The 19321-nt window shown below is 60.1% G+C and carries 16 protein-coding genes and 1 pseudogene; 8 read left to right on the plus strand and 9 right to left on the minus strand.

The window, feature by feature from the left end:
* Positions 1-66 precede the first annotated feature (66 nt).
* The 4 genes and pseudogenes from ACOYQJ_RS15170 to secA form a co-directional block, all read right to left on the minus strand.
* A complete protein-coding gene (locus tag ACOYQJ_RS15170) occupies positions 67-459 on the minus strand; it encodes a transposase (RefSeq protein ID WP_422906884.1) in 393 nt (130 codons plus the stop codon).
* On the minus strand, positions 438-1289 hold the full coding sequence (locus ACOYQJ_RS15175) for a hypothetical protein (RefSeq protein ID WP_422907047.1): 852 nt from the start codon (positions 1287-1289) through the stop codon (positions 438-440). The genes ACOYQJ_RS15170 and ACOYQJ_RS15175 overlap by 22 nt, the downstream gene beginning before the upstream one ends.
* Before the next feature lie 46 nt (positions 1290-1335).
* Positions 1336-1656, minus strand: a pseudogene (locus tag ACOYQJ_RS15180) (transposase); the annotation flags it as partial.
* Between the two features lie 546 nt (positions 1657-2202).
* Complete coding sequence (secA, locus tag ACOYQJ_RS15185) at positions 2203-4926, minus strand: preprotein translocase subunit SecA (protein ID WP_422906885.1); 2724 nt, start codon at positions 4924-4926, stop codon at positions 2203-2205.
* Positions 4927-5099: 173 nt separating this feature from the next.
* On the opposite strand from secA, the gene ACOYQJ_RS15190 reads away from it, so the two are divergent.
* The 3 genes from ACOYQJ_RS15190 (at position 5100) to mutT (ending at position 7649) form a co-directional block, all read left to right on the plus strand.
* Positions 5100-5948, plus strand: a complete 849-nt coding sequence (locus ACOYQJ_RS15190; RefSeq protein ID WP_422906886.1) for a peptidylprolyl isomerase — start codon at positions 5100-5102, stop codon at positions 5946-5948.
* Complete coding sequence (gene argJ, locus ACOYQJ_RS15195) at positions 5949-7175, plus strand: bifunctional glutamate N-acetyltransferase/amino-acid acetyltransferase ArgJ (protein WP_422906887.1); 1227 nt, start codon at positions 5949-5951, stop codon at positions 7173-7175.
* Positions 7176-7250: 75 nt separating this feature from the next.
* Complete coding sequence (gene mutT / locus ACOYQJ_RS15200; protein ID WP_422906888.1) at positions 7251-7649, plus strand: 8-oxo-dGTP diphosphatase MutT; 399 nt, start codon at positions 7251-7253, stop codon at positions 7647-7649.
* A 407-nt stretch (positions 7650-8056) separates the two neighbouring features.
* On the opposite strand, the gene infB is transcribed toward mutT, so the two are convergent.
* From infB to ACOYQJ_RS15225, 5 genes are all read right to left on the minus strand, one after another.
* Positions 8057-10540: a translation initiation factor IF-2 gene (gene infB / locus ACOYQJ_RS15205; RefSeq protein ID WP_422906889.1), complete on the minus strand. Its 2484-nt coding sequence runs from the start codon at positions 10538-10540 to the stop codon at positions 8057-8059.
* Positions 10541-10549: 9 nt separating this feature from the next.
* On the minus strand, positions 10550-11185 hold the full coding sequence (locus tag ACOYQJ_RS15210; RefSeq protein ID WP_422906890.1) for an RNA-binding protein: 636 nt from the start codon (positions 11183-11185) through the stop codon (positions 10550-10552).
* Between the two features lie 7 nt (positions 11186-11192).
* Positions 11193-12806, minus strand: a complete 1614-nt coding sequence (gene nusA, locus ACOYQJ_RS15215) for a transcription termination factor NusA (protein ID WP_422906891.1) — start codon at positions 12804-12806, stop codon at positions 11193-11195.
* A 5-nt stretch (positions 12807-12811) separates the two neighbouring features.
* Complete coding sequence (gene rimP, locus ACOYQJ_RS15220; RefSeq protein WP_422906892.1) at positions 12812-13378, minus strand: ribosome maturation factor RimP; 567 nt, start codon at positions 13376-13378, stop codon at positions 12812-12814.
* Between the two features lie 159 nt (positions 13379-13537).
* Positions 13538-14728 carry a LysR family transcriptional regulator gene (locus ACOYQJ_RS15225; protein WP_422906893.1) on the minus strand — a complete coding sequence of 397 codons (1191 nt, stop codon included), beginning with the start codon at positions 14726-14728 and terminating at the stop codon, positions 13538-13540.
* A gap of 104 nt (positions 14729-14832) precedes the next feature.
* Here ACOYQJ_RS15225 and ACOYQJ_RS15230 point away from each other — a divergent pair, with 104 nt between their 5' ends.
* The 5 genes from ACOYQJ_RS15230 to ACOYQJ_RS15250 all read left to right on the plus strand — a co-directional run bounded on the left by ACOYQJ_RS15230 (position 14833) and on the right by ACOYQJ_RS15250 (position 19266).
* Positions 14833-15564, plus strand: a complete 732-nt coding sequence (locus tag ACOYQJ_RS15230) for a PIG-L deacetylase family protein (protein ID WP_422906894.1) — start codon at positions 14833-14835, stop codon at positions 15562-15564.
* A gap of 12 nt (positions 15565-15576) precedes the next feature.
* The gene (locus tag ACOYQJ_RS15235; protein WP_422906895.1) at positions 15577-16542 is read left to right on the plus strand and encodes a VOC family protein; all 966 of its coding nucleotides are present in this window, start codon (positions 15577-15579) and stop codon (positions 16540-16542) included.
* 21 nt (positions 16543-16563) lie between these two features.
* Positions 16564-17256 carry a 4-carboxy-4-hydroxy-2-oxoadipate aldolase/oxaloacetate decarboxylase gene (locus ACOYQJ_RS15240; protein ID WP_422906896.1) on the plus strand — a complete coding sequence of 231 codons (693 nt, stop codon included), beginning with the start codon at positions 16564-16566 and terminating at the stop codon, positions 17254-17256.
* A gap of 60 nt (positions 17257-17316) precedes the next feature.
* Positions 17317-18375 carry a 4-oxalomesaconate tautomerase gene (locus ACOYQJ_RS15245; protein WP_422906897.1) on the plus strand — a complete coding sequence of 353 codons (1059 nt, stop codon included), beginning with the start codon at positions 17317-17319 and terminating at the stop codon, positions 18373-18375.
* A gap of 165 nt (positions 18376-18540) precedes the next feature.
* Positions 18541-19266, plus strand: a complete 726-nt coding sequence (locus ACOYQJ_RS15250; protein WP_422906898.1) for a GntR family transcriptional regulator — start codon at positions 18541-18543, stop codon at positions 19264-19266.
* Positions 19267-19321 lie beyond the last annotated feature (55 nt).

The following is a 19321-nucleotide window of genomic DNA, read 5'->3' on the forward strand; positions in this document are numbered from 1 at the left end:
CGCCGATCCTCCCATCCAACGCAGGAATTGAATCAGCCGACGCCCCTTCGATCAAGGGCGAGTTTTTCAACAAAATAGGCCGGTTCCGTGGAAAAACACCCGTTCGCGGGCGCGGAATATCAACAGCTGAACGTGGCGCGCGTGCCTTTCCTGTCGGGCGCTGCGCGTTTGCTGCGGTGCGGGAAGGAGCTTGGCCAGTTTCCGGAGATTCTGGGCGGTGGCAGCGAGGAGAAATTCGTCGTTTGCACCGCATGGTCCGCGTAATCGGAGCCGGCCCAGGCCGAGGATCCGCTTGAGATGGGCGAAGAGCATCTCGACCTTCTTCCGCAGCTTCATCGAGATGACGTATTGCTCGGTTTTGGCCCCCCTCGTGCATGTAAACATGCACTGCCGGGCAGTGGATGTCCCGGGCGACCTGCCGGGCGTCCTCATGTTCCTCACGGGTGATCTTGCGGGCATCCGCGTTCGGGCAGCACTTCGCTTTTGATGGGCATGCCTGACAGACCTCTTTCAGCGCGCGATACCGGGCTGTGCCTTTGCCGCTCGGGCCGCGGTTCGGGTCCGAATAGTTCCGACGGAATTGCTTCAGTTCTTGCCCCTCGGGGCAGATGTACTGGTCGTTCTCCGCATCCCATTCGAAGTCGGCGCGGGTCCAGGTCCCGTCGCTGCGCCCAGACTTGTCCAAGACCGGGATGTGGGGCGCGATCTTCTGATCGACCAGCCAGCCCAGCATTGGCGCAGTGCCATAGGCGGTATCCACTGCCCGGCAGTGCATTGCGAAGCAATGTCACGAGAGGGGGCGATGAGCCGCTCGGGTGGAGGTCAAACTTGGTCTTCACGCGCTCCAGCATGGTCTTGGTCGAACCAACCTCGGCCTGCCGGATCGACCGTGTCGCTTCAACATCCACGATCACGCCATGGTCCGTGTCGATCAGGTAATTGTCGGAATAGCTGAAGAATACCGGTCCCTTGCGGGCCGCAGTCCACTGACTGGCCGGGCCGGAATGCGAGGTGAACTTGGGCTGAACCTCGCTCGCCGCACCAAACGCGGCCTCGTCCAGCGTCTCGAGATACTCGCGAACAGCCCGCGGTGCGTCGGCGGGATCGACCTGCGCCGGATCCCATTCTTCCTTCGGCGTCGAGTTTTGTTTGTTGGCATCGGCCTCGATCAGGCTGGCGTCGATGGCCATGCGCTGCCCGCTGACCAAGCCCTCTTCGATGCACCGCGCGACGCTCGTCTCGAACAGGTGGCGGAGCAGTTCGCTGTCCCGGAAACGGCCATGTGTCACCCGACAGTGCCTTGCGTAGCAAGGTCACGAAAGGGCGGTTCTTCGAGAAAGTTGAATGGTCCGGGACGCGATCGCTCAAATCGAGGCGGCAGAACCACCGGTACGCCAGGTTCAGATGCACCTCCTCGCAGAGCCGACGCTCGGACCGGATGCCGAAGCAATAGCCCACCAGCAGCATCCGGATGAGGAGTTCGGGATCAACGGACGGCCGCCCCGTGTGACTGTAGAAATCGGCGAGGTAGCTGCGGATACCGGACAGATCCACGAACCGCTCAATCGACCGCAGGAGGTGGCTCTGGGGCACATGATCCTCAAGCGAGAACTCATAAAACAGCGCCGGTTGCGCCTCCTGCCGCGGTCCCATCATCGCCGATCCTCCCACCGATTGCGGGAATTGAATCAGCCGAGAGCCCTTCGATCAAGGGCGAGTTTTTCAACAAAATAAGCCCTTTGTGGGGAAAGGTTCGTTTCGGAGATCGCTTGACTGGCTTCAGTCCTCCGAATTGGCCAGGTCACATTCGAGGCTCCGACATAGTCCTCGTGACCATTCAGCGAGGATGACAAAAGGTAATCGGTGATATGCTGAATGGGATGCGTCGTTTGGCAGTGTGCGGATGCCTTCGGAGCCTTTTTTGAAGGCGCTCGAGCCCGTGCATGCGAGGAGACCAGCGTAACGGCACGGGTGGTGTGGTCGAGGTCGACAAATATCATCGCAAGAGTGCCACCCTGCGGTGCCATGATGTCCCTCAGGTGGCGCGGCGGACTGGAGGCCAGCCAGCGTAGGCGGCCCGAAATGGCTTGGAAATGAAAAAAATTTCCTAAACGCCGGATACCAAATGAAGTAGGGGCGCCTTTCGGCGCCCCAAAATAAAGACCTTGGGGCAAACTTGACCGTCTTCTTCAAAGTAGGGTCTTAGGACAGGCGACCGTGGCAATGCTTGAACTTGTTGCCTGACCCGCAAGGACAAAGATCGTTGCGGCCCGGGTTGCCCCAAGTCTCGGGGTTTTCTTCATCAAAACCCTCAACCAGCGGCGTCAGTTCCGTCGAATCCTCGGCGGTGGGCAGCACGGGTTCGTGCTTGGCCTGCGCATCCTGAGCGGCTTGCTGCGCGAGCGATTGCTGCTGCGCCATCTGTTGCATCATTATGCGCTGCTCTTCTTCGGTCATCGGTCGAACTTGCGACAGCTGCGTGGTGACCTGTTCGCGCAGGCTTTCCAAAAGGCCTTCGAACAGCTGGAAGGCTTCGGTCTTGTACTCGTTCAGCGGATCGCGCTGCGCATAGCCACGAAAGCCCACGACCGAGCGCAGATGCTCCAGCGTCAAAAGGTGTTCACGCCATTTGCCGTCGATGGTCTGCAGCAGAACCTGCTTTTCGATCTGGCGCATGGTGTTGGGGCCAAAGGCCTCGGCCTTTTCGGCCATCAGCTTGTCTGATGTTTCCTCAAGACGTTCGCGCAAAACCTCCTGATCGACACCGTCCTCTTCGGCCCAAGCCATAACGGGTACGTCAATGCCCAGCTTTTCGATACAGGCCGCGTAAAGGCCCTGAACGTCCCACTGATCGGCATAGGCCTTGGGCGGGGCATAGGTATCGACCAAATCGTCGATGACTTCGTGACGCATGTCCTGCACGATCTCGGACAGGTCTTTTGCTTCCATGATCTCGCGGCGCTGGCTGAAGATCACCTTGCGCTGGTCGTTCATCACATCGTCGAACTTGAGCAATTGCTTACGGATGTCAAAGTTGCGGCCTTCGACCTTGGCCTGCGCGCGCTCCAGCGACTTGTTCACCCAAGGGTGCACGATCGCCTCGCCCTCTTTCATGCCAAGCGTGGACAGCACTTTTTCCAGACGCTCCGAGCCGAAGATGCGCATCAGGTCATCTTCAAGCGACAGATAAAAGGACGAGCGGCCCGGGTCACCCTGACGGCCCGAGCGGCCGCGCAGCTGGTTGTCGATCCGCCGGCTTTCGTGGCGTTCGGTGGCCAGAACATAAAGCCCGCCTGCGTCCTTGACCGCCTGTTCGTCGGCGGTGTGTTCCGCTTCGATCCGCTGACGGATCGCCTCGGGATCACCCTCGGGATCGGCAGCGATGGCCTCCATGATCTTGAAGTCGACGTTGCCGCCAAGTTTGATGTCGGTGCCGCGGCCCGCCATGTTGGTGGCGATGGTCACTGCGCCCAGCTTACCTGCGTCGGCGACAATCTGCGCTTCTTGTTCGTGCTGGCGGGCGTTCAGAACGTTGTGTTTATGGCCTGCCGCCGTCAGCATCTGGCTCAGCATTTCGGACTTTTCGATCGACGTGGTGCCAACCAGCACAGGCTGGCCCTTGGCATGCGATTCGCCGATCTGTTTGACGATCGCCTCGTATTTTTCGCGTGCAGTGCGGTAAACTGCGTCATCGTCGTCAATCCGCGCAATCGGACGGTTGGTCGGAACTTCGACCACGCCGAGACCGTAGATTTCCATGAATTCCTCGGCCTCGGTTACGGCGGTGCCGGTCATGCCGCCCAGTTTGTCATAAAGGCGGAAGTAGTTCTGAAACGTCACACTGGCCAACGTGACGTTCTCGGGCTGGATCTCGCAACCTTCTTTCGCCTCGATGGCTTGGTGCAGACCTTCGGACAGGCGGCGCCCGGCCATCATGCGGCCGGTAAATTCGTCGATCAGGACAACTTCGCCATCGCGAACGATATAGTCCTTGTCCCGCGTAAACAGCTTGTGCGCGCGCAGGCCCTGGTTGACGTGGTGCACGATTGTGGTGCTTTCCGGATCGTACAGCGTCTGCCCCTCGGGCAACAATCCGCGCGCGTGCAGATTATCTTCGAGGAACTCGTTTCCTTCGTCGGTAAAGGTGACGTTCCGGGTTTTTTCGTCGATGGTAAAATGTTCTTCGGTCAGCTCGGGGATGAGTTTGTCGATCCCGACGTAAAGTTCGGACCGATCATCGGACGGGCCAGAGATGATCAGAGGCGTCCGGGCTTCGTCGATCAGGATCGAATCAACCTCGTCGACGACGGCGTAATAGTGATCTTTCTGGTAAATCTGGCTGAGGTCAGACTTCATGTTGTCGCGCAGATAGTCAAAACCCAGCTCGTTGTTTGTCGCGTAGGTGATGTCGCTGGCGTAAGCAGCTTTCTTCTCATCGTCAGGCTGGCGCGGGTAGACCACGCCGGTCGTCATGCCAAGGGCGCTGTAGACCTTGCTCATCCACTCGGCGTCGCGCTTGGCCAGATAGTCGTTCACCGTGACGATATGCACACCGCGTCCGGTCAAGGCGTTCAGGTAGGCGGGGAAGGTCGCGACCAGCGTCTTGCCTTCACCGGTTTTCATTTCCGAGATATTGCCCTGATGCAGAAAAATGCCGCCCATCAACTGCGTATCAAAGGCGCGCAGGCCCAAGGCGCGCTTGGCAGCCTCGCGGCAGTTGGCAAAGGCTTCGGGCAAAATTGCATCGAGGCTTTCGCCCTCGGCAACGCGTTTTTTGAATTCTTCGGTCTTGGCGATCAGGCCTGCGTCGTCGAGTTTTTCGAACTCAGGCTCCAGCGCATTGACCTTCTCGACCAGAGGGCGGGTAGCCTTGACCTTGCGATCATTCGGGGTGCCAAACACCTTACGCGCGATTTTTCCCAGCATGCCTGTCGTACCTGTTCCCATCTTCGTGTGCGGCATCTGCTTGCTCGCCTCGCACACAGCCCATATGAAACAGGGGAACGACCGGCCACGCAGAGCCTTTTGCGCATGTAAGGGGCGGGCCGGAGAGTGTCAACGCCGCCAGTGTCGCGGCCATGTCTAGAAGGTCAATACCGATGTCGAAAACCCTCATGAAACTGAGCGCCGCTGCCTTTGCAATCATGGCGGCGCTGCCCGCTCAGGCCGAGGATGTCTCGGCCGATACCGTGGTCGCCACTGTCGGTAACACCGAAATCACGCTGGGTCACATGATCCTGGTGCGTTCGGGGCTTCCCGAGCAATACCAGCAACTGCCTGCCGACGTACTTTGGGACGGTATTCTTGACCAACTGGTTCAGCAAGAAGCCATGGCACAAGACGATTTGGCCAAGGAAACCCGCCGTGTCCGTCTTGCGATGGACAACGAGCGTCGCTCGCTCATGGCGGCCGAAGCAATCACTGTCGTCGCCAAACAGGCCGTGACCGAGGATGCGATCAAGGCGGCTTATGAAAGCCAATACGTCAACGGTGAGAAGGGGCAGGAATACAACGCCTCCCACATTCTTGTGGAAATCGAAGAAGAGGCCGCCGCGATTTTGGCCGAGGTCAAGGGAGGTGCGGATTTCGCAGAAACCGCCAAGCAAAAATCGACTGGCCCTTCTGGACCCAATGGTGGCGAGCTGGGCTGGTTCAGTGCCGGCATGATGGTCGAGCCCTTCCAGAAGGCCGTCGAAAGCCTGTCGCCCGGCGATGTGACCGGTCCGGTTCAGACGCAATTCGGCTGGCACGTCATCAAACTGAACGATTCCCGCGCCAAAGAAGCGCCCGAACTCGACGCCGTTCGCGAACAGATCGTCGGCACGCTTCAGCAAGAGGCCGTCTCGGGCTATATTGACAGTCTGGTTGCAGATGCGAATGTCACCAAGAAGGATAAGTCGGAATTCGATCCGTCAATTCTGACCAACACCGACCTGCTGGAGGACTAATTGGCTAAACCTGCGCCCGTCTCACCCCTCGCCCCGGAACACTTCCCTGCGCTGCCCGTCATCAAAGGTGTGCGCTTTGCCGCGACCGAGGCGGGCGTCCGCTATCAGGGGCGCAAGGATGTCATGTTGGCGCTGCTCGATCCGGGCAGCGTCGTTGCGGGGGTCTTTACCCGCTCGGCCACACGATCGTCCAATGTCTTGGACTGTCAGGCAAAGATTGGTGAGGACAGCGACGCGGGCGCCGCAATCATTGTGAATTCAGGCAATTCCAATGCCTTCACGGGCCGTGCCGGTGATGGGTCGGTCAAGGCGATCTGCGACGCGGCGGCGGAGCTCACTGGCTTGCCCGCCAATCGCATATTCACCAGCTCAACCGGTGTGATCGGCGAACGCCTGCCGCATGACCGGATCATCGCCAAGCTTGGCGTCCTGCAAGACAGCCTTGATGAAAACGGCATCGAGTCCGCCGCCCAGGCGATCATGACCACCGACACTTTCCCAAAGGGAGCCACGGTGACGGTCGATATCGATGGCCAACGCGTCCACATTGCGGGGATCGCGAAGGGATCGGGAATGATCGCGCCGGATATGGCCACCATGTTGGTCTATATCTTCACTGACGCCCGGATTGGTCGCGCCGATTTGCAGGCGATGCTGAGCCGTCTCAACGACCAGACTTTCAACTGCATCACCGTTGATAGCGATACTTCGACCTCGGACACCTTGCTGATGGGGGCCACTGGCACCTCGGAGGTCGATGTCACGGATGAACCCGCATTTGAGGCCGCGCTTCATGAGGTCATGCGCAACCTCGCGCATCAGGTGGTCCGGGACGGCGAAGGCGCGACCAAGTTTGTCACGGTCAACGTCACTGGCGCTGCCTCTCACGCGGATGCCCGCACCCATGCTCTGGCGATCGCCAATTCGCCTTTGGTCAAGACGGCGATCGCGGGCGAGGATCCGAACTGGGGCCGCATCGTTATGGCCGTGGGCAAGTCCGGTGCGGCGGCGGATCGCGATGCTCTGTCGATCAGATTTGGCGATATCCTCGTGGCAGAAAAGGGGTGGGTTGCCGAAACCTACCTGGAAGAGGACGGCGCCGCCAAAATGAAGCAGCCCGAGATTGAGATTAACGTCGACATCGGCCTCGGCGCGGGCACAGCCACCGTCTGGACCTGCGATCTGACCCACGGGTACATCACGATCAACGCGGACTACCGCTCCTGATTTCTTGAGCCTGAATTCTACGGCGGGTGCGGGACTGTCCCCGCCTTGCGACCGTCCATCTGGAAAGACCACTTCATGAAAACTGTTCTCGTTTCCGCGGTTGCCTTGATTGATCCCGATGGCCGGGTCCTCTTGGCGCAGCGCCCCGAGGGCAAGTCCATGGCCGGACTTTGGGAGTTTCCTGGGGGAAAGGTCGAGCCCGGCGAAACCCCGGAAGTTGCGCTGATCCGCGAACTTCAGGAAGAGCTGGGTATCGATACCTGGGCCAGCTGCCTTGCGCCCCTGACCTTTGCCTCGCACAGCTATGACGACTTCCATTTGCTGATGCCGCTATTTGCCTGTCGCAAGTGGCAAGGCATTCCGCAGTCCATCGAAGGGCAGACGCTGAAGTGGGTCGCACCCACCAAGCTTCGGGACTACCCGATGCCGCCAGCAGACATCCCGCTAATTCCGATTCTCCGCGACTGGCTCTAGGTTGAATCGTAGTTAACGCTCACATGGGTAATATTGTTATCCAAATGCGCAAGTGCATAATATTTCCGCCAAATAATCGAACAATTGTGACAGTTTTTTAACTGCTTTTTCTGGATTAATTAACTAATCCGGCCTACCTTTTGAGCTGTCATTGACATTGGGGAGTTCATGGCATGTTGCGCACTGTAATTTTGGGAAGCTGCGTTTCCGTGCAGGGCCTTCTGGAACAGACACTTCCAGACGGTCGTATCACCGTTCGCGTCGGCGACCGTATCTTTACCGGCTTACCGGTTTCCAAAGCCGCTTAAGGCAAGTTCGGGTGACACGTCACCCAGCTTATCAAGGCCTGAGCGAATACAAAAAAGGCGCCTCTCGGGGCGCCTTTTCTGTTGATATCGGGACTGGGATCAGTCCAGCGAACGTTCAATTTCCTCGCGCTCGAAGATCTCGATGACATCGCCGGGGCGGATATCGTCGTAGTTCTCGAAGGCCATGCCGCATTCCTGTCCGGACTGGACTTCGGCAACTTCATCCTTGAAGCGCTTGAGCGTTTTCAGCGTGCCTTCGTGGATCACCACGTTGTCGCGCAGAAGGCGGACGCCTGCGGAACGGCGAGCGATACCTTCGGTCACCAGACAGCCAGCAACCTTGCCGACGCCGGTTACCTTGAAGACTTCTTTGATATTCGCATATCCGATGAAGTTTTCGCGGATTTCGGCGGACAGCAGGCCCGAGGCCGCTGCTTTCACATCGTCCACGAGGTCGTAGATCACACTGTAATAGCGGATCTCGACACCTTTCTGGTTGGCAGTGTTCCGGGCCGAGGCGTTGGCGCGGACGTTGAAGCCAAACACCGGTGCCCCCGACGCTTCGGCCAGGCCGATGTCGGTTTCGGTGATGGCGCCCACGCCCGAGTGCAAAACGCGCACGCGGACTTCGTCGTTGCCGATCTTTTCCATCGCCTGAACGATCGCTTCGGCGGAACCTTGCACGTCAGCTTTGACCAGTATCGGCAGTTCGGAAACGTTTTCGTCTTCCTTGGCCTTCTGCATCAGTTGCTCAAGGGTCGTCGCGGCGCCAGCGGCGGCGCGCTTTTCCTTGGCCACGTTCGCACGATATTCGGCGATTTCGCGGGCCTGCGCTTCGGTTTCGGTCACGTTCAGCACGTCACCCGCTTCGGGTGTGCCGTTCAGACCAAGCACCTCGACCGGAACCGAAGGACCAGCTTCCTGCACGCGCTCGCCCTTGTCGTTGATCAACGCACGGACCTTGCCGTACTGCTCACCGACCACAAAGATATCGCCCTGGTGCAGCGTACCATTCTGGATCAGAACCGTCGCGACCGGGCCGCGGCCAACGTCCAGCTGGGCCTCGATCACAGCGCCTTGGGCGGCACGATCAGGGTTCGCTTTCAGTTCCAGAATTTCCGCCTGAAGCGCGATGGCCTCAAGCAGTTCATCCAGACCCTGACCTGTCACGGCAGAGACTTCGACGTCCTGCACGTCACCGGACATTTGTTCCACGACGACTTCGTGTTGCAGCAGGTCGGTGCGCACTTTGGTCGGGTTGGCCGAGGGTTTGTCGATTTTGTTGATCGCAACGATCATCGGGACCTTAGCCGCTTTGGCGTGGTTGATGGCTTCGACGGTCTGCGGCATCACCGCGTCGTCCGCAGCGACAACCAGAACAACGATGTCCGTCACCTGAGCCCCGCGCGAACGCATGGAGGTAAAGGCGGCGTGGCCGGGCGTGTCGAGGAACGAAAGCACAGTGCCGCTGTCGGTCGTCACCTGATAGGCGCCGATATGCTGGGTGATCCCGCCGGCTTCGCCGGCTGTCACCTTGGCATCGCGAATCGCGTCCAGAAGCGAGGTTTTGCCGTGGTCCACGTGGCCCATGATCGTGATGACCGGGGGGCGCGGCTTCAGGTCTTCGGGGTTGTCCTCGATCTCTTTGATGACGTCTTCGACGTCAGCGTCCGACACACGCGTAACTTTGTGACCAAACTCTTCGATGATGAGTTCAGCGGTATCCGCATCAATCGACTGGTTCTGAGTGGCCATGATGCCACTGTTCATCAGCGATTTGACCACATCGGCAACGCGTTCAGCCATACGGTTGGCAAGCTCGGCCACCGTGATCGCCTCGGGCAGTTGCACGTCGCGCACAACCTTTTCGCGCGCCTGTGCGCCGCCCATAGCTTTTTGACGCGCACGCTCTTGCTTGCGCTTCATTGCGGCCATGGATTTCTGACGACCACCTTCGCCGCCAAGGGCTTGGTTCAGCGTCAGCTTGCCGGAACGGCGACCACCATCATCCCGGGCCTTGCCGCGATTGCGATCTTCGCGCTCGGGGGCTGCGGGACGGCGAGGTGCCTCTTTTTCCTTGGGAGCGGTTCTTGCGCGCTGCGGCTCGTCCGGAGAGGGCGCGGGTGCAGCGGCTGCGGCCTTGGCGGCATCGGCGGCCTTGCGAGCCTTGCGCTCTTCCTCTTCGGCCTTGGCCTTGGCGCGTTCTTCCGCCTCGCGCTGTTCGCGCTCTTTTTGTTCTTTCTCGGCGCGCATGCGGTCGCGCTCTTCGGCGCGGGCCTTTTCGGCGGCCTCACGCTCGGCTTTTTCAGATACTTCGCGGAGTTTTGCGGCCTGAAGCGCCTTCAGGCGACGTTCCATTTCCGCGTCGGAGATGCCTGCAGGGCGTTTTGTCCCAGAGCCACCGACCGAACCGCCAGTTGCGCCAGCCGCGCCGCCAGCACCCGGTTTGGGCACAACGACTCGCTTACGCTTGGTTTCCACCACGACGTTCTTGGTCCGCCCATGGCTGAAGCTTTGCTTCACGTTGCCCGAGCGGGCGCCTCCGCGCAAACCCAATGTTTTCTTACCGTCGTTATCGCTCATGAAGCTTCTTTATCCTTTCCGCTGGCCCCTGCCAGCGCGATCCGTGTCAGACGTTCCGACACGTACACCCTTCAATCTTTGGGCTTCCTCTACAACACGCGGCGCCAGACCGCCAGCGCCAAGCGCTGCATGTATCACAGATTGTCGCCCGAAGGCCATTCCCAGTTCATCCGCCGTCAGCCAGCCGATATAAGTGCCGCCATAAGGCGTGCTCAGTTTCGACTTACCTCGGCTCGAGCCGTCTTCGGCTTGGATCAGGACACGGGCCACCTCTTTGGACAGCCAGTCCTTCACCTTTTCATACCCTGCGACCGCATCGCCTGACTTGCGCGCCAAGCTTATGAGGTCAACCACGCGCCGCGACAGCATCTGCTCGACCACATTCACCAGATCTTCTGGCACAGTGACCGGTTGCTTTGCGGCGCGGGAAAACAATCCCTTCTTGGAGGCCTTTTCCAAGGCCTCCTTCTGGGCTGCTACATATATGCCACGTCCGGGCAGTTTTCCAGTGAGATCAGGCACGACCTGACCCTCGGGGCCAACAACAAAGCGGATCAGGCCGGTTTTCGGCTGTGCTTCGCCGGTGGCGATGCATTTGCGTTCCGGCCCGTCCTCACGGGATTTTGCGTGACCACCGCGGCTCATTTCGCGCTTATGCCTCGCTCTCTTCGGTTTCGCCGTCTTCCGGCTCTTCCTCGGTTTCAAGCTCGGTCGGGTCGACCCAGCCCAGCAGGACGCGCGCGGTCATGACCATGGTCTGCGCATCCTCAAGGCTCACGTCATAGGGTTCCAGCAGGCCGTCGTCCTTGACGCGCTGACCGTCAACCGAGGTCCAGCCGCCGGCAAGTTCCCAGTCGGCGCAGGTGGCAAAGTCTTCCAGCGTCTTCACGCCATCTTTTGCCAGTGCTTCGCACATCTGAGGCGTCAGGCCTTCGAAGTTGATCAGGCTGTCCTCGGCGCCCAGCTCGCGGGCGGATTCCAAAGCTTTGCGGGCCTGCTCTTCGAGGTTCTCACGGGCGCGGGTCTGCAACTCGTTCGCGGTGTCTTCGTCGACGCCGTCAATGACCAGCAGTTCGTCAATCTCGACATAGGCGACCTCTTCGAGGTTGGTAAAGCCTTCCGAGACCAGCAACTGGGCAAAGAATTCGTCCAGATCGAGTGTGTCCATGAACAGTTTCGTCCGCACTTCGAACTCGGCCTGACGACGCTTGGACTCTTCTTCCTCGGTCATGATGTCGATATCGAGACCGGTCAACTGAGAGGCCAGACGAACGTTCTGACCGCGGCGACCAATTGCCAGCGACAGTTGTTCGTCGGGAACCACAACCTCGATGCGCTCGGCGTCCTCGTCCAGAACCACCTTGGATACTTCGGCAGGCTGAAGCGCGTTCACCAGGAAGGTCGGCATGTCCTCGTTCCACGGGATGATGTCGATCTTTTCGCCCTGAAGCTCGTTCACAACGGCCTGAACACGGCTGCCACGCATACCAACGCAGGCGCCGACCGGGTCGATGCCGCCGTCATATGAGATAACGCCGATCTTGGCGCGCGAACCGGGGTCACGGGCCACGGCCTTGATCTCGATGATGCCGTCATAGATTTCCGGCACTTCCATCTTGAACAGTTCGGCCATGAACTGCGGATCGGTGCGCGACAGGAAGATCTGCGGGCCACGGGTCTCGCGGCGTACATCCTTGATGTAGCAGCGGATGCGGTCGCCGGGGCGATAGCTTTCGCGGCCGATCTTTTCGTTGCGGCGCAGAATGCCTTCGCCGCGGCCCACGTCGACAATGACGTTGCCGTATTCTTCACGCTTGACGACACCGTTGATGATGGTGCCTGCGCGGTCTTTGAATTCTTCGTACTGGCGGTCACGCTCGGCTTCGCGGACCTTTTGCAGGATGACCTGCTTGGCCGATTGCGCGGCGATGCGACCCAGTTCCACAGGAGGAACTTCCTCGACAAAAGTGTCACCGATCTTGGGATCAGCCATATACTGCTTGGCTTGCTCGACAGTGAACTCGGCCTGGTAGTTCTCCAGCTCTTCTTCTTCGACCACGGTGCGGACGCGGGTGAAGGTCGCCTTGCCGGTGCGGCGGTCGATGTGGACGCGGATGTCCATTTCGGCGCCGTAGCGGGACTTGGCCGCACGGGCGAGCGATTCTTCCATCGCTTCGACGACCAGACCAGGGTCGATCATCTTTTCGCGCGCTACGGCCTCGGCGGTCTGCAAAAGCTCAAGCTGGTTGGCAGAGGTGATTGCCATCTGTCTTACTCCTCCTCGGGCCCTTCGGCCTCGATCTCATCGAACTTGGTTTCGTCTACGGATGCGGCCTTGCGAGCGCGCAGCATTTCCTTGATCAACTCATCTGTCATGACCAGCTTGGCTTCGGCCAGCCAGTCGAATTTCAGGCCAACAGTGCCCTCGTCGAGGTTGATCAGGACCTCGCCATCTTCGACGCCTGCCAGAATACCACGAAAGCGCTTGCGCCCATCGATCAAATCGGCGGTCTCGAGTTTGGCTTCATATCCCTCGAAGGTCTCAAAGTCCTTGAGGCGGGTCAAAGGGCGGTCGATCCCGGGGCTGGACACCTCAAGGTTATAGGCGTCGGTGATCGGGTCCTCGACATCCAGCGTCGCGCTGACGGCGGTGCTGATTTGCGCGCATTCATCGACTTCGATGCCGCCTTCGGGGCGTTCGGCCATGATTTGAAGGGTTGGCGTGTTGCCACCCATCAGACGGATGCGCACCAGTTCAAACCCCATATCCTCGATCACCGGGGTCAGGATCTCGGACAGGCGCTTGTCGATGGCGGTCTTTGCGATCAGGTCACTCATTCGGGCATGCCTTTCGGGCACTGGATTTCTGTCATGCGCCAGAAACAAAAAAACGGGCCAGCGGCCCGTTGATGCGTCTCCGGTGGGCGGCGGGTTTGGACCCCAGCGCCTCGCTGTTGAAGGCGATATAGGCGGCTTGCTTTCAGAGTGCAAGGAGATTCAGAGCGTCCGGCTTTGAGCCACCTTTATCAACACCTCACGAAACGTCCTTTGCAACGGGGTCGGTTGCCAATCGCTGCGTGTGGTCAGACCGATCGGGCGGGGCGCATCTCCGGGATCGACAGGCAGGCGGACCAGCGCCCCAGATGCCAGATCATCGGCGGCCTGCGTGTTCGAAATCATCGCCAGCTTGTCGCTCCCAACCAGCAGGCCGCGCACCAGCACCATGGCATTGGCCTCGATGATCGGGCCGGTGCCTGTACCCTTGAAATACCGGTCAAAGTGATCGCGCGTCGGGGTGCCTTTGCGGGCAACGACCCATGGAAAGCGGGCCAGCGTGGCGCGATCCGGCACATGCCCCGCCAAGGCATGGTCGGGCCGGCAATAGATCCCCAGTTTGTCCGTAAAGACAGGCTCTTGTGTGACATCTGGTGCGGGGGGCGGATCGCGCAAAGCCCCCAGCATCAGGTCAATTTCGCCATTGCGCAGCGCGTGCAGCATCTCGGAGTAAGGGCTGTCGTTGACGGTAATCTGGGCGCCGGGATGCAGTTCGGTCAGGCGGTTCAGCGCGAGAGGCAGCAGCGTGCCGCGTGACAACGGCAGGCTGCCAAGGCGCAACTCGCCGATGCCTGCGCCTTCCAGCGCCGTGATCTCATCCCCGGCCTGCCGCAATTCGGCAAAGGCGAGGCGCGCGGCGCGCACAAGGGCTGTGGCGCTTGGGCTCAGCGTGATTCCGCTGGGCGATTTCAGGAACAAAGCCTGCCCGGCCAGCGCTTCCAATTCACGTGCCGCGCGGTGCAGCGAAGGCTGGGACACCCCAAGCGCTCGCGCCGCGACGGAATAGTTGCCATGCGAGGCCACTCCGATCAGCGCCCTAAGCTGCGTGCTGGTCAGCGAATCGGCATAGGCATGGGCTTGGGCACCTTTGCGGCGCGAGGTGGTTGCATCATGCAGCAGCCCCAGCGCCCGTTCGCAGCGTGATTGCAGCACGTCGCCTGCCTTGGTCGGAAACATGCCGCGGTGCGACCGGGTAAAAAGCGCAACGCCAAAGCTGACCTCCAGCCCGGCAACGGCCTGCGTAATCGCCGGCTGCGACAGGTGAACCACGTCCGAAGCCGCCGTGACGCTCCCGTTCTGGCACACGGCAGTGAAGGCGCGCAGGTGGCGCAGGTTCAGGTGATCGGCCTGCATCTTTGGCCCTCTATAGCAAATTTCAATATGAATAGCCCGCAAATGAAATGGCATTCCGCGGACATTGGCAACATCCTGCAAGCCAAAACAAAGGGGAGGATACCGTGAGCGACAAGAAAACAGCCCTTGTCATTTCAGCCCATGCGGCGGATTTCGTGTGGCGCTGCGGCGGGGCCATCGCCCTGCATGGGCAGCTTGGCTATGAGGTCACCATTGCCTGCCTGTCCTTTGGCGAAAGGGGCGAAAGCGCGCGGCTCTGGAAAGAGGGCAAGTCGTTGGACGAGGTCAAGGCGATCCGTCGGGGCGAAGCCGAGGCTGCCGCTGATGTGTTGGGCGCCCACCATCTCGAATGCTTTGATCTGGGGGATTACCCGCTGCATTTGGAGCGTGAAGACAAATACAAACTCGTCGATCTGATCCGCAAGGTGCAGCCCACCTGGATGATGAGCCACAGTCAGTACGACCCCTACAACACCGATCACATGTACATGACGCAGGTGGCGCTTGAGGCGCGGATGATCGCGCAGGCCTGGGGCCACAACCCCGGTGAAAGGGTGCTTGGCGCCCCGCAGTTGTACCTGTTCGAGCCGCACCAGACCGAGCAGATGGGCTGGAAACCAGATACCTTCCTCGACATCACTGAGGTGTGGGACAAGAAGCGCGCCGCAATGGAATGCATGAACGGGCAGGTCCACCTGTGGGACTATTACACCCGCGTCGCCCAGCAGCGCGCCAACCACTTCAAGCGCAATTCCGGCGGCATGTCCGGCGGGCGCGATTGCAAATACGCGGAGGGCTTTCAAAGCATCTTCCCGCGCACTGTCGACGAGCTTTGAGGAGAGAGCGCCATGAATACCCCAACCAATCCGAATTTCGACGTTGCGCACCTGGCCCATGTCGAGGTTTACACCGACAAGTTTGACGAGAGCCTAGATTTCTTTACGCGGGTTTTCGGGCTGAAACTCTCTGGGCGCGAGGGCAACAGCGCCTATCTGCGGGCCTGGGATGACTACGAATTCCACTCGTTGAAACTGACGGCGCATGACACCACGGGGGTGGGCCACGTTTCTTATCGCTGCACCTCGCCCGAGGCGCTGAAACGCCGTGTCGCGGCGATCGAGGCCTCCGAGTATAAGGTGCTGGGCTGGACTGACGGTGACATGGGCCACGGGCCGTCCTTTCGGTTCGAAGACCCCTTCGGCCATGTTTTTGAGCTCTATTGGGAAACGGTGAAATATCAGGCCCCGCCAGACGATGCCTCGGCGCTGAAAAACCTGTCCAGCCGCTTTCACGCCCAGGGGATCAGCCCGCGCCGGATCGACCATGTCAATCTGCTGGGCGAGGACGTGAGTGAATTCAAACGCTTTGTGGATACCTGTCTGGGCCATCGCGTCACAGAGTATATCCAGCTCGATAACGGGCGAATGGGTGGCTGCTGGTTCACCTGCAACAACAAGACCTACGATCTGGTTTGCTCGGAAGAGCGTGGCGGCGGCCAAAAGCGCTTGCATCACGTGACCTATGCCACCGACCAGCGCGAGGACATCCTGCGCGCGGCTGATATCTATCTGGAAAACGGCGTTCATATCGAAACCGGCCCACACAAGCACGCCATTCAGGGGTCGTTCTTTCTGTACGCGTGGGAACCCGCAGGCAACCGGATCGAATTGGCGAACGCCGGCGCGCGGCTGATGCTGGCCCCGGATTGGGAGCCCGTTGTCTGGACGGAAGCGGACCGCAAAAAGGGCCAGGCCTGGGGTCTGAAAACAATCGAGACTTTCCACACGCACGGTACGCCGCCTGTCAAAGGGTGAGCAGGGGGTATTTGGAACAAGATGAAGACGGGAAGAGGTGCCATGGCGGTTGTTGTGCAAAACATTGAGCGGGCTGATGCCGAGCTGGTTTCCCGGCTCGGCGCCGCAGGCGTTGCAACGGTGCATGAGGCGCAGGGGCGCTCTGGACTGATGTCATCCAGGATGCGGCCAATCCAGCAGGATAAGGCAATTGCCGGGTCAGCAGTGACGATCAGCGCCGCGCCGGGTGACAACTGGATGATCCACGTGGCGATCGAGCAGTTGCGTGAGGGGGACATCATGGTGCTCGCCCCTACCGCACCCTGCGACATGGGCTATTTCGGCGAACTGCTGGCCACCTCGGCCATGGCTCGGGGGTGCCGTGCACTGGTCATTGATGCGGGTGTGCGGGACACGCGCGATCTGCGGGCGATGGGCTTTCATGTCTGGTCGACGGCTGTTTCGGCGCAGGGGACCGTCAAGGAAACGCTCGGCTCGGTCAATGTGCCAATTGTTTGTGCAGGTGCTCATGTGATGCCCGGCGACGTGATCGTGGCGGATGACGATGGCGTCTGCGTTGTGCCGCTTGGGCGCGCCAAAGAAGTGATGGATAGGGCGCAGGTCCGGCTGGATGCGGAAGAGGTCAAGCGGCAGCGATTGGCCGCCGGTGAGCTGGGGTTGGACATCTATGACATGCGCCCGAGGCTGAAGGAAAAAGGGCTACGCTATGTGTGAACGCAATATGCGAAAGCTGTCGGGAGCCCGTACGCCAAAGCAGACGCAGGTCGCTTTGTGATGGGCGGCCTGCGTTGCATGTGGATGCGCGGAGGCACGTCAAAGGGGGGATATTTCCTTGCCTCCGATCTGCCGACCGATACGGCGGCCAGGGATGCCGTGTTGCTGGGGATCATGGGATCGCCCGATCCGCGCCAGATTGACGGGATGGGTGGCGCAGACCCTCTGACCTCGAAGGTTGCCGTAGTGCGGCCATCGCAGCGCGCCGGGATCGATGTGGATTACCTTTTCCTTCAGGTCTTTGTGGATCAGGCCATTGTAAGCGATGGCCAGAACTGCGGGAATATTCTGGCTGGTATCGGCCCCTTCGCGATTGAACGCGGATTGGTCCCGGCGCAAGCCAAGGAAACGGTTGTCACGATTTATATGGAGAACACCGGACAGGTCGCCGAGGCGCGAGTTCAGACGCCGGGCGGACAGGTGATTTATTCCGGCGACGCGCGGATCGACGGGGTACCCGGCGGCGCGGCGCCGATCCCGATCGCCTTTCGTGATACCGCCGGGTCGAGCTGTGGCGCCTTGTTCCCGAGCGGGTCAGTGCGGGACGTGGTCGAGGGGGTCGAAGTGACGTTGATCGACAATGGGATGCCCTGCGTGATCATGCGCGCCGCCGATTTTGGGCTGACAGGGGATGAGGCGCCGGGTGTCTTGGAAGACAACGCCGAATTGCGGATGCGGCTCGAATCGATCCGACTGGCCTGCGGCCCTTTGATGAACCTTGGCGATGTGTCTCAAGAGAGCGTGCCAAAGATGACCCTGATCAGTGCCGCGCGGAATGGCGGTGCGATAAGCACACGAACCTTTATCCCGCATCGGTGTCACAAGGCCATTGGTGTGCTTGGGGCGGTCAGCGTGGCAACGGCTTGCCTGACGCCGGTGGCCGTGGGGCACGATCTCGCGATTGTGCCAGAGGGGGCGGTAAAGCCTATGTCGATTGAGCATCCAACCGGCGAGATGACCGTTGTTGGCCATGTCGAAGAGCATGAGGTCGTGCGCGCAGAAGTGCTGCGCACAGCTCGAAAACTGATGGATGGAGAGGTGTTTCCAGCGCCTCGATGAGAGGGCAGTCGAGCCTTGCGTACATGGGCCTGGCATGGTGGCCCGGGTGTCTATCGCGATGTTTGCAGCGTCCCGCTGAATGGCTTCCGAAATTGCTCACAGCGCGGTTGCACCCTCTGCTGGAGCGTCTAGAATGTATACATTAAGGGCGCAAAGGTGACTTGCATGGATGATCACAAGGAAGGCTCGCACACGTCGCGCGTTATGGAGGAGGTGCGCCGCCGCGTTCTGTCCGGGGAAATTCCGGGAGGGGAGCGGCTGACCGAGGTTGCCCTTGCCGAAGAGCTGGACGTCTCGCGCACGCCTGTCCGCGACGCACTTGCACGGCTGGCCGAAGAAGGGTTGTTGGAACGTCGGCGCAACGCCGGTTTCGTGGTGCGTTTGTTCACCTATGCCGATGTGGTCGACGCCATCGAATTGCGCGGGGTGATTGAAGGCACCGCTGCACGTTATGCGGCTGAGCGCGGCCTGTCCGAGGCCGATATTGAAGCGGGAACAGACCTTCTTGCACAACTGGATGGCTGCTTTGCGTCTGCACATGATGTTGTTGATTTAGATGAATATTCTCGTCTGAACAGTGTCTTCCACCAATGGATTACACGGCTGTCGGGGTCGGCCTTGATCCAGCGAGAGACCGAGCGCGTCGTCAAGCTGCCCTTCGCTGCGCCCACCGCTTTCTTACCAACTCTCGAAGACATGCCCGGCTATGCGCGCAGGCTGTTTTATGCGCAGCAGCAACACCATGCCATTGTCGAGGCGATCATTGCCCGCCAGGGCGCCCGGGCCGAGGCCTTGATGCGCGAACACGCCCGCGAAGCCCGCCGCAATCTGGAGCATCTGCGTGGCCCCGAGGGTGGCAACTTTCCGGGGCTCTCCCTGATTGCCAGCTAAAATGTATGCATTTTCGTGAAATTTTCTTGAGCAAACCGCATTTGTCGCTCTAAAT

The sequence above is a fragment of the Pacificoceanicola algae genome, assembly GCF_049341065.1.
Classification (GTDB): domain Bacteria; phylum Pseudomonadota; class Alphaproteobacteria; order Rhodobacterales; family Rhodobacteraceae; genus Pacificoceanicola.

What these genes read in the sequence shown, in the direction of transcription:
- ACOYQJ_RS15170 (WP_422906884.1), bottom strand. Translation starts at nt 459, where the DNA reads ATGCCCGCAAGATCACCCGTGAGGAACATGAGGACGCCCGGCAGGTCG.
- secA (WP_422906885.1), bottom strand. Translation starts at nt 4,926, where the DNA reads ATGCTGGGAAAAATCGCGCGTAAGGTGTTTGGCACCCCGAATGATCGC.
- ACOYQJ_RS15190 (WP_422906886.1), top strand. Translation starts at nt 5,100, where the DNA reads ATGTCGAAAACCCTCATGAAACTGAGCGCCGCTGCCTTTGCAATCATG.
- mutT (WP_422906888.1), top strand. Translation starts at nt 7,251, where the DNA reads ATGAAAACTGTTCTCGTTTCCGCGGTTGCCTTGATTGATCCCGATGGC.
- infB (WP_422906889.1), bottom strand. Translation starts at nt 10,540, where the DNA reads ATGAGCGATAACGACGGTAAGAAAACATTGGGTTTGCGCGGAGGCGCC.
- ACOYQJ_RS15210 (WP_422906890.1), bottom strand. Translation starts at nt 11,185, where the DNA reads ATGAGCCGCGGTGGTCACGCAAAATCCCGTGAGGACGGGCCGGAACGC.
- nusA (WP_422906891.1), bottom strand. Translation starts at nt 12,806, where the DNA reads ATGGCAATCACCTCTGCCAACCAGCTTGAGCTTTTGCAGACCGCCGAG.
- rimP (WP_422906892.1), bottom strand. Translation starts at nt 13,378, where the DNA reads ATGAGTGACCTGATCGCAAAGACCGCCATCGACAAGCGCCTGTCCGAG.
- ACOYQJ_RS15225 (WP_422906893.1), bottom strand. Translation starts at nt 14,728, where the DNA reads ATGCAGGCCGATCACCTGAACCTGCGCCACCTGCGCGCCTTCACTGCC.
- ACOYQJ_RS15235 (WP_422906895.1), top strand. Translation starts at nt 15,577, where the DNA reads ATGAATACCCCAACCAATCCGAATTTCGACGTTGCGCACCTGGCCCAT.
- ACOYQJ_RS15240 (WP_422906896.1), top strand. Translation starts at nt 16,564, where the DNA reads ATGAAGACGGGAAGAGGTGCCATGGCGGTTGTTGTGCAAAACATTGAG.
- ACOYQJ_RS15245 (WP_422906897.1), top strand. Translation starts at nt 17,317, where the DNA reads ATGGGCGGCCTGCGTTGCATGTGGATGCGCGGAGGCACGTCAAAGGGG.
- ACOYQJ_RS15250 (WP_422906898.1), top strand. Translation starts at nt 18,541, where the DNA reads ATGGATGATCACAAGGAAGGCTCGCACACGTCGCGCGTTATGGAGGAG.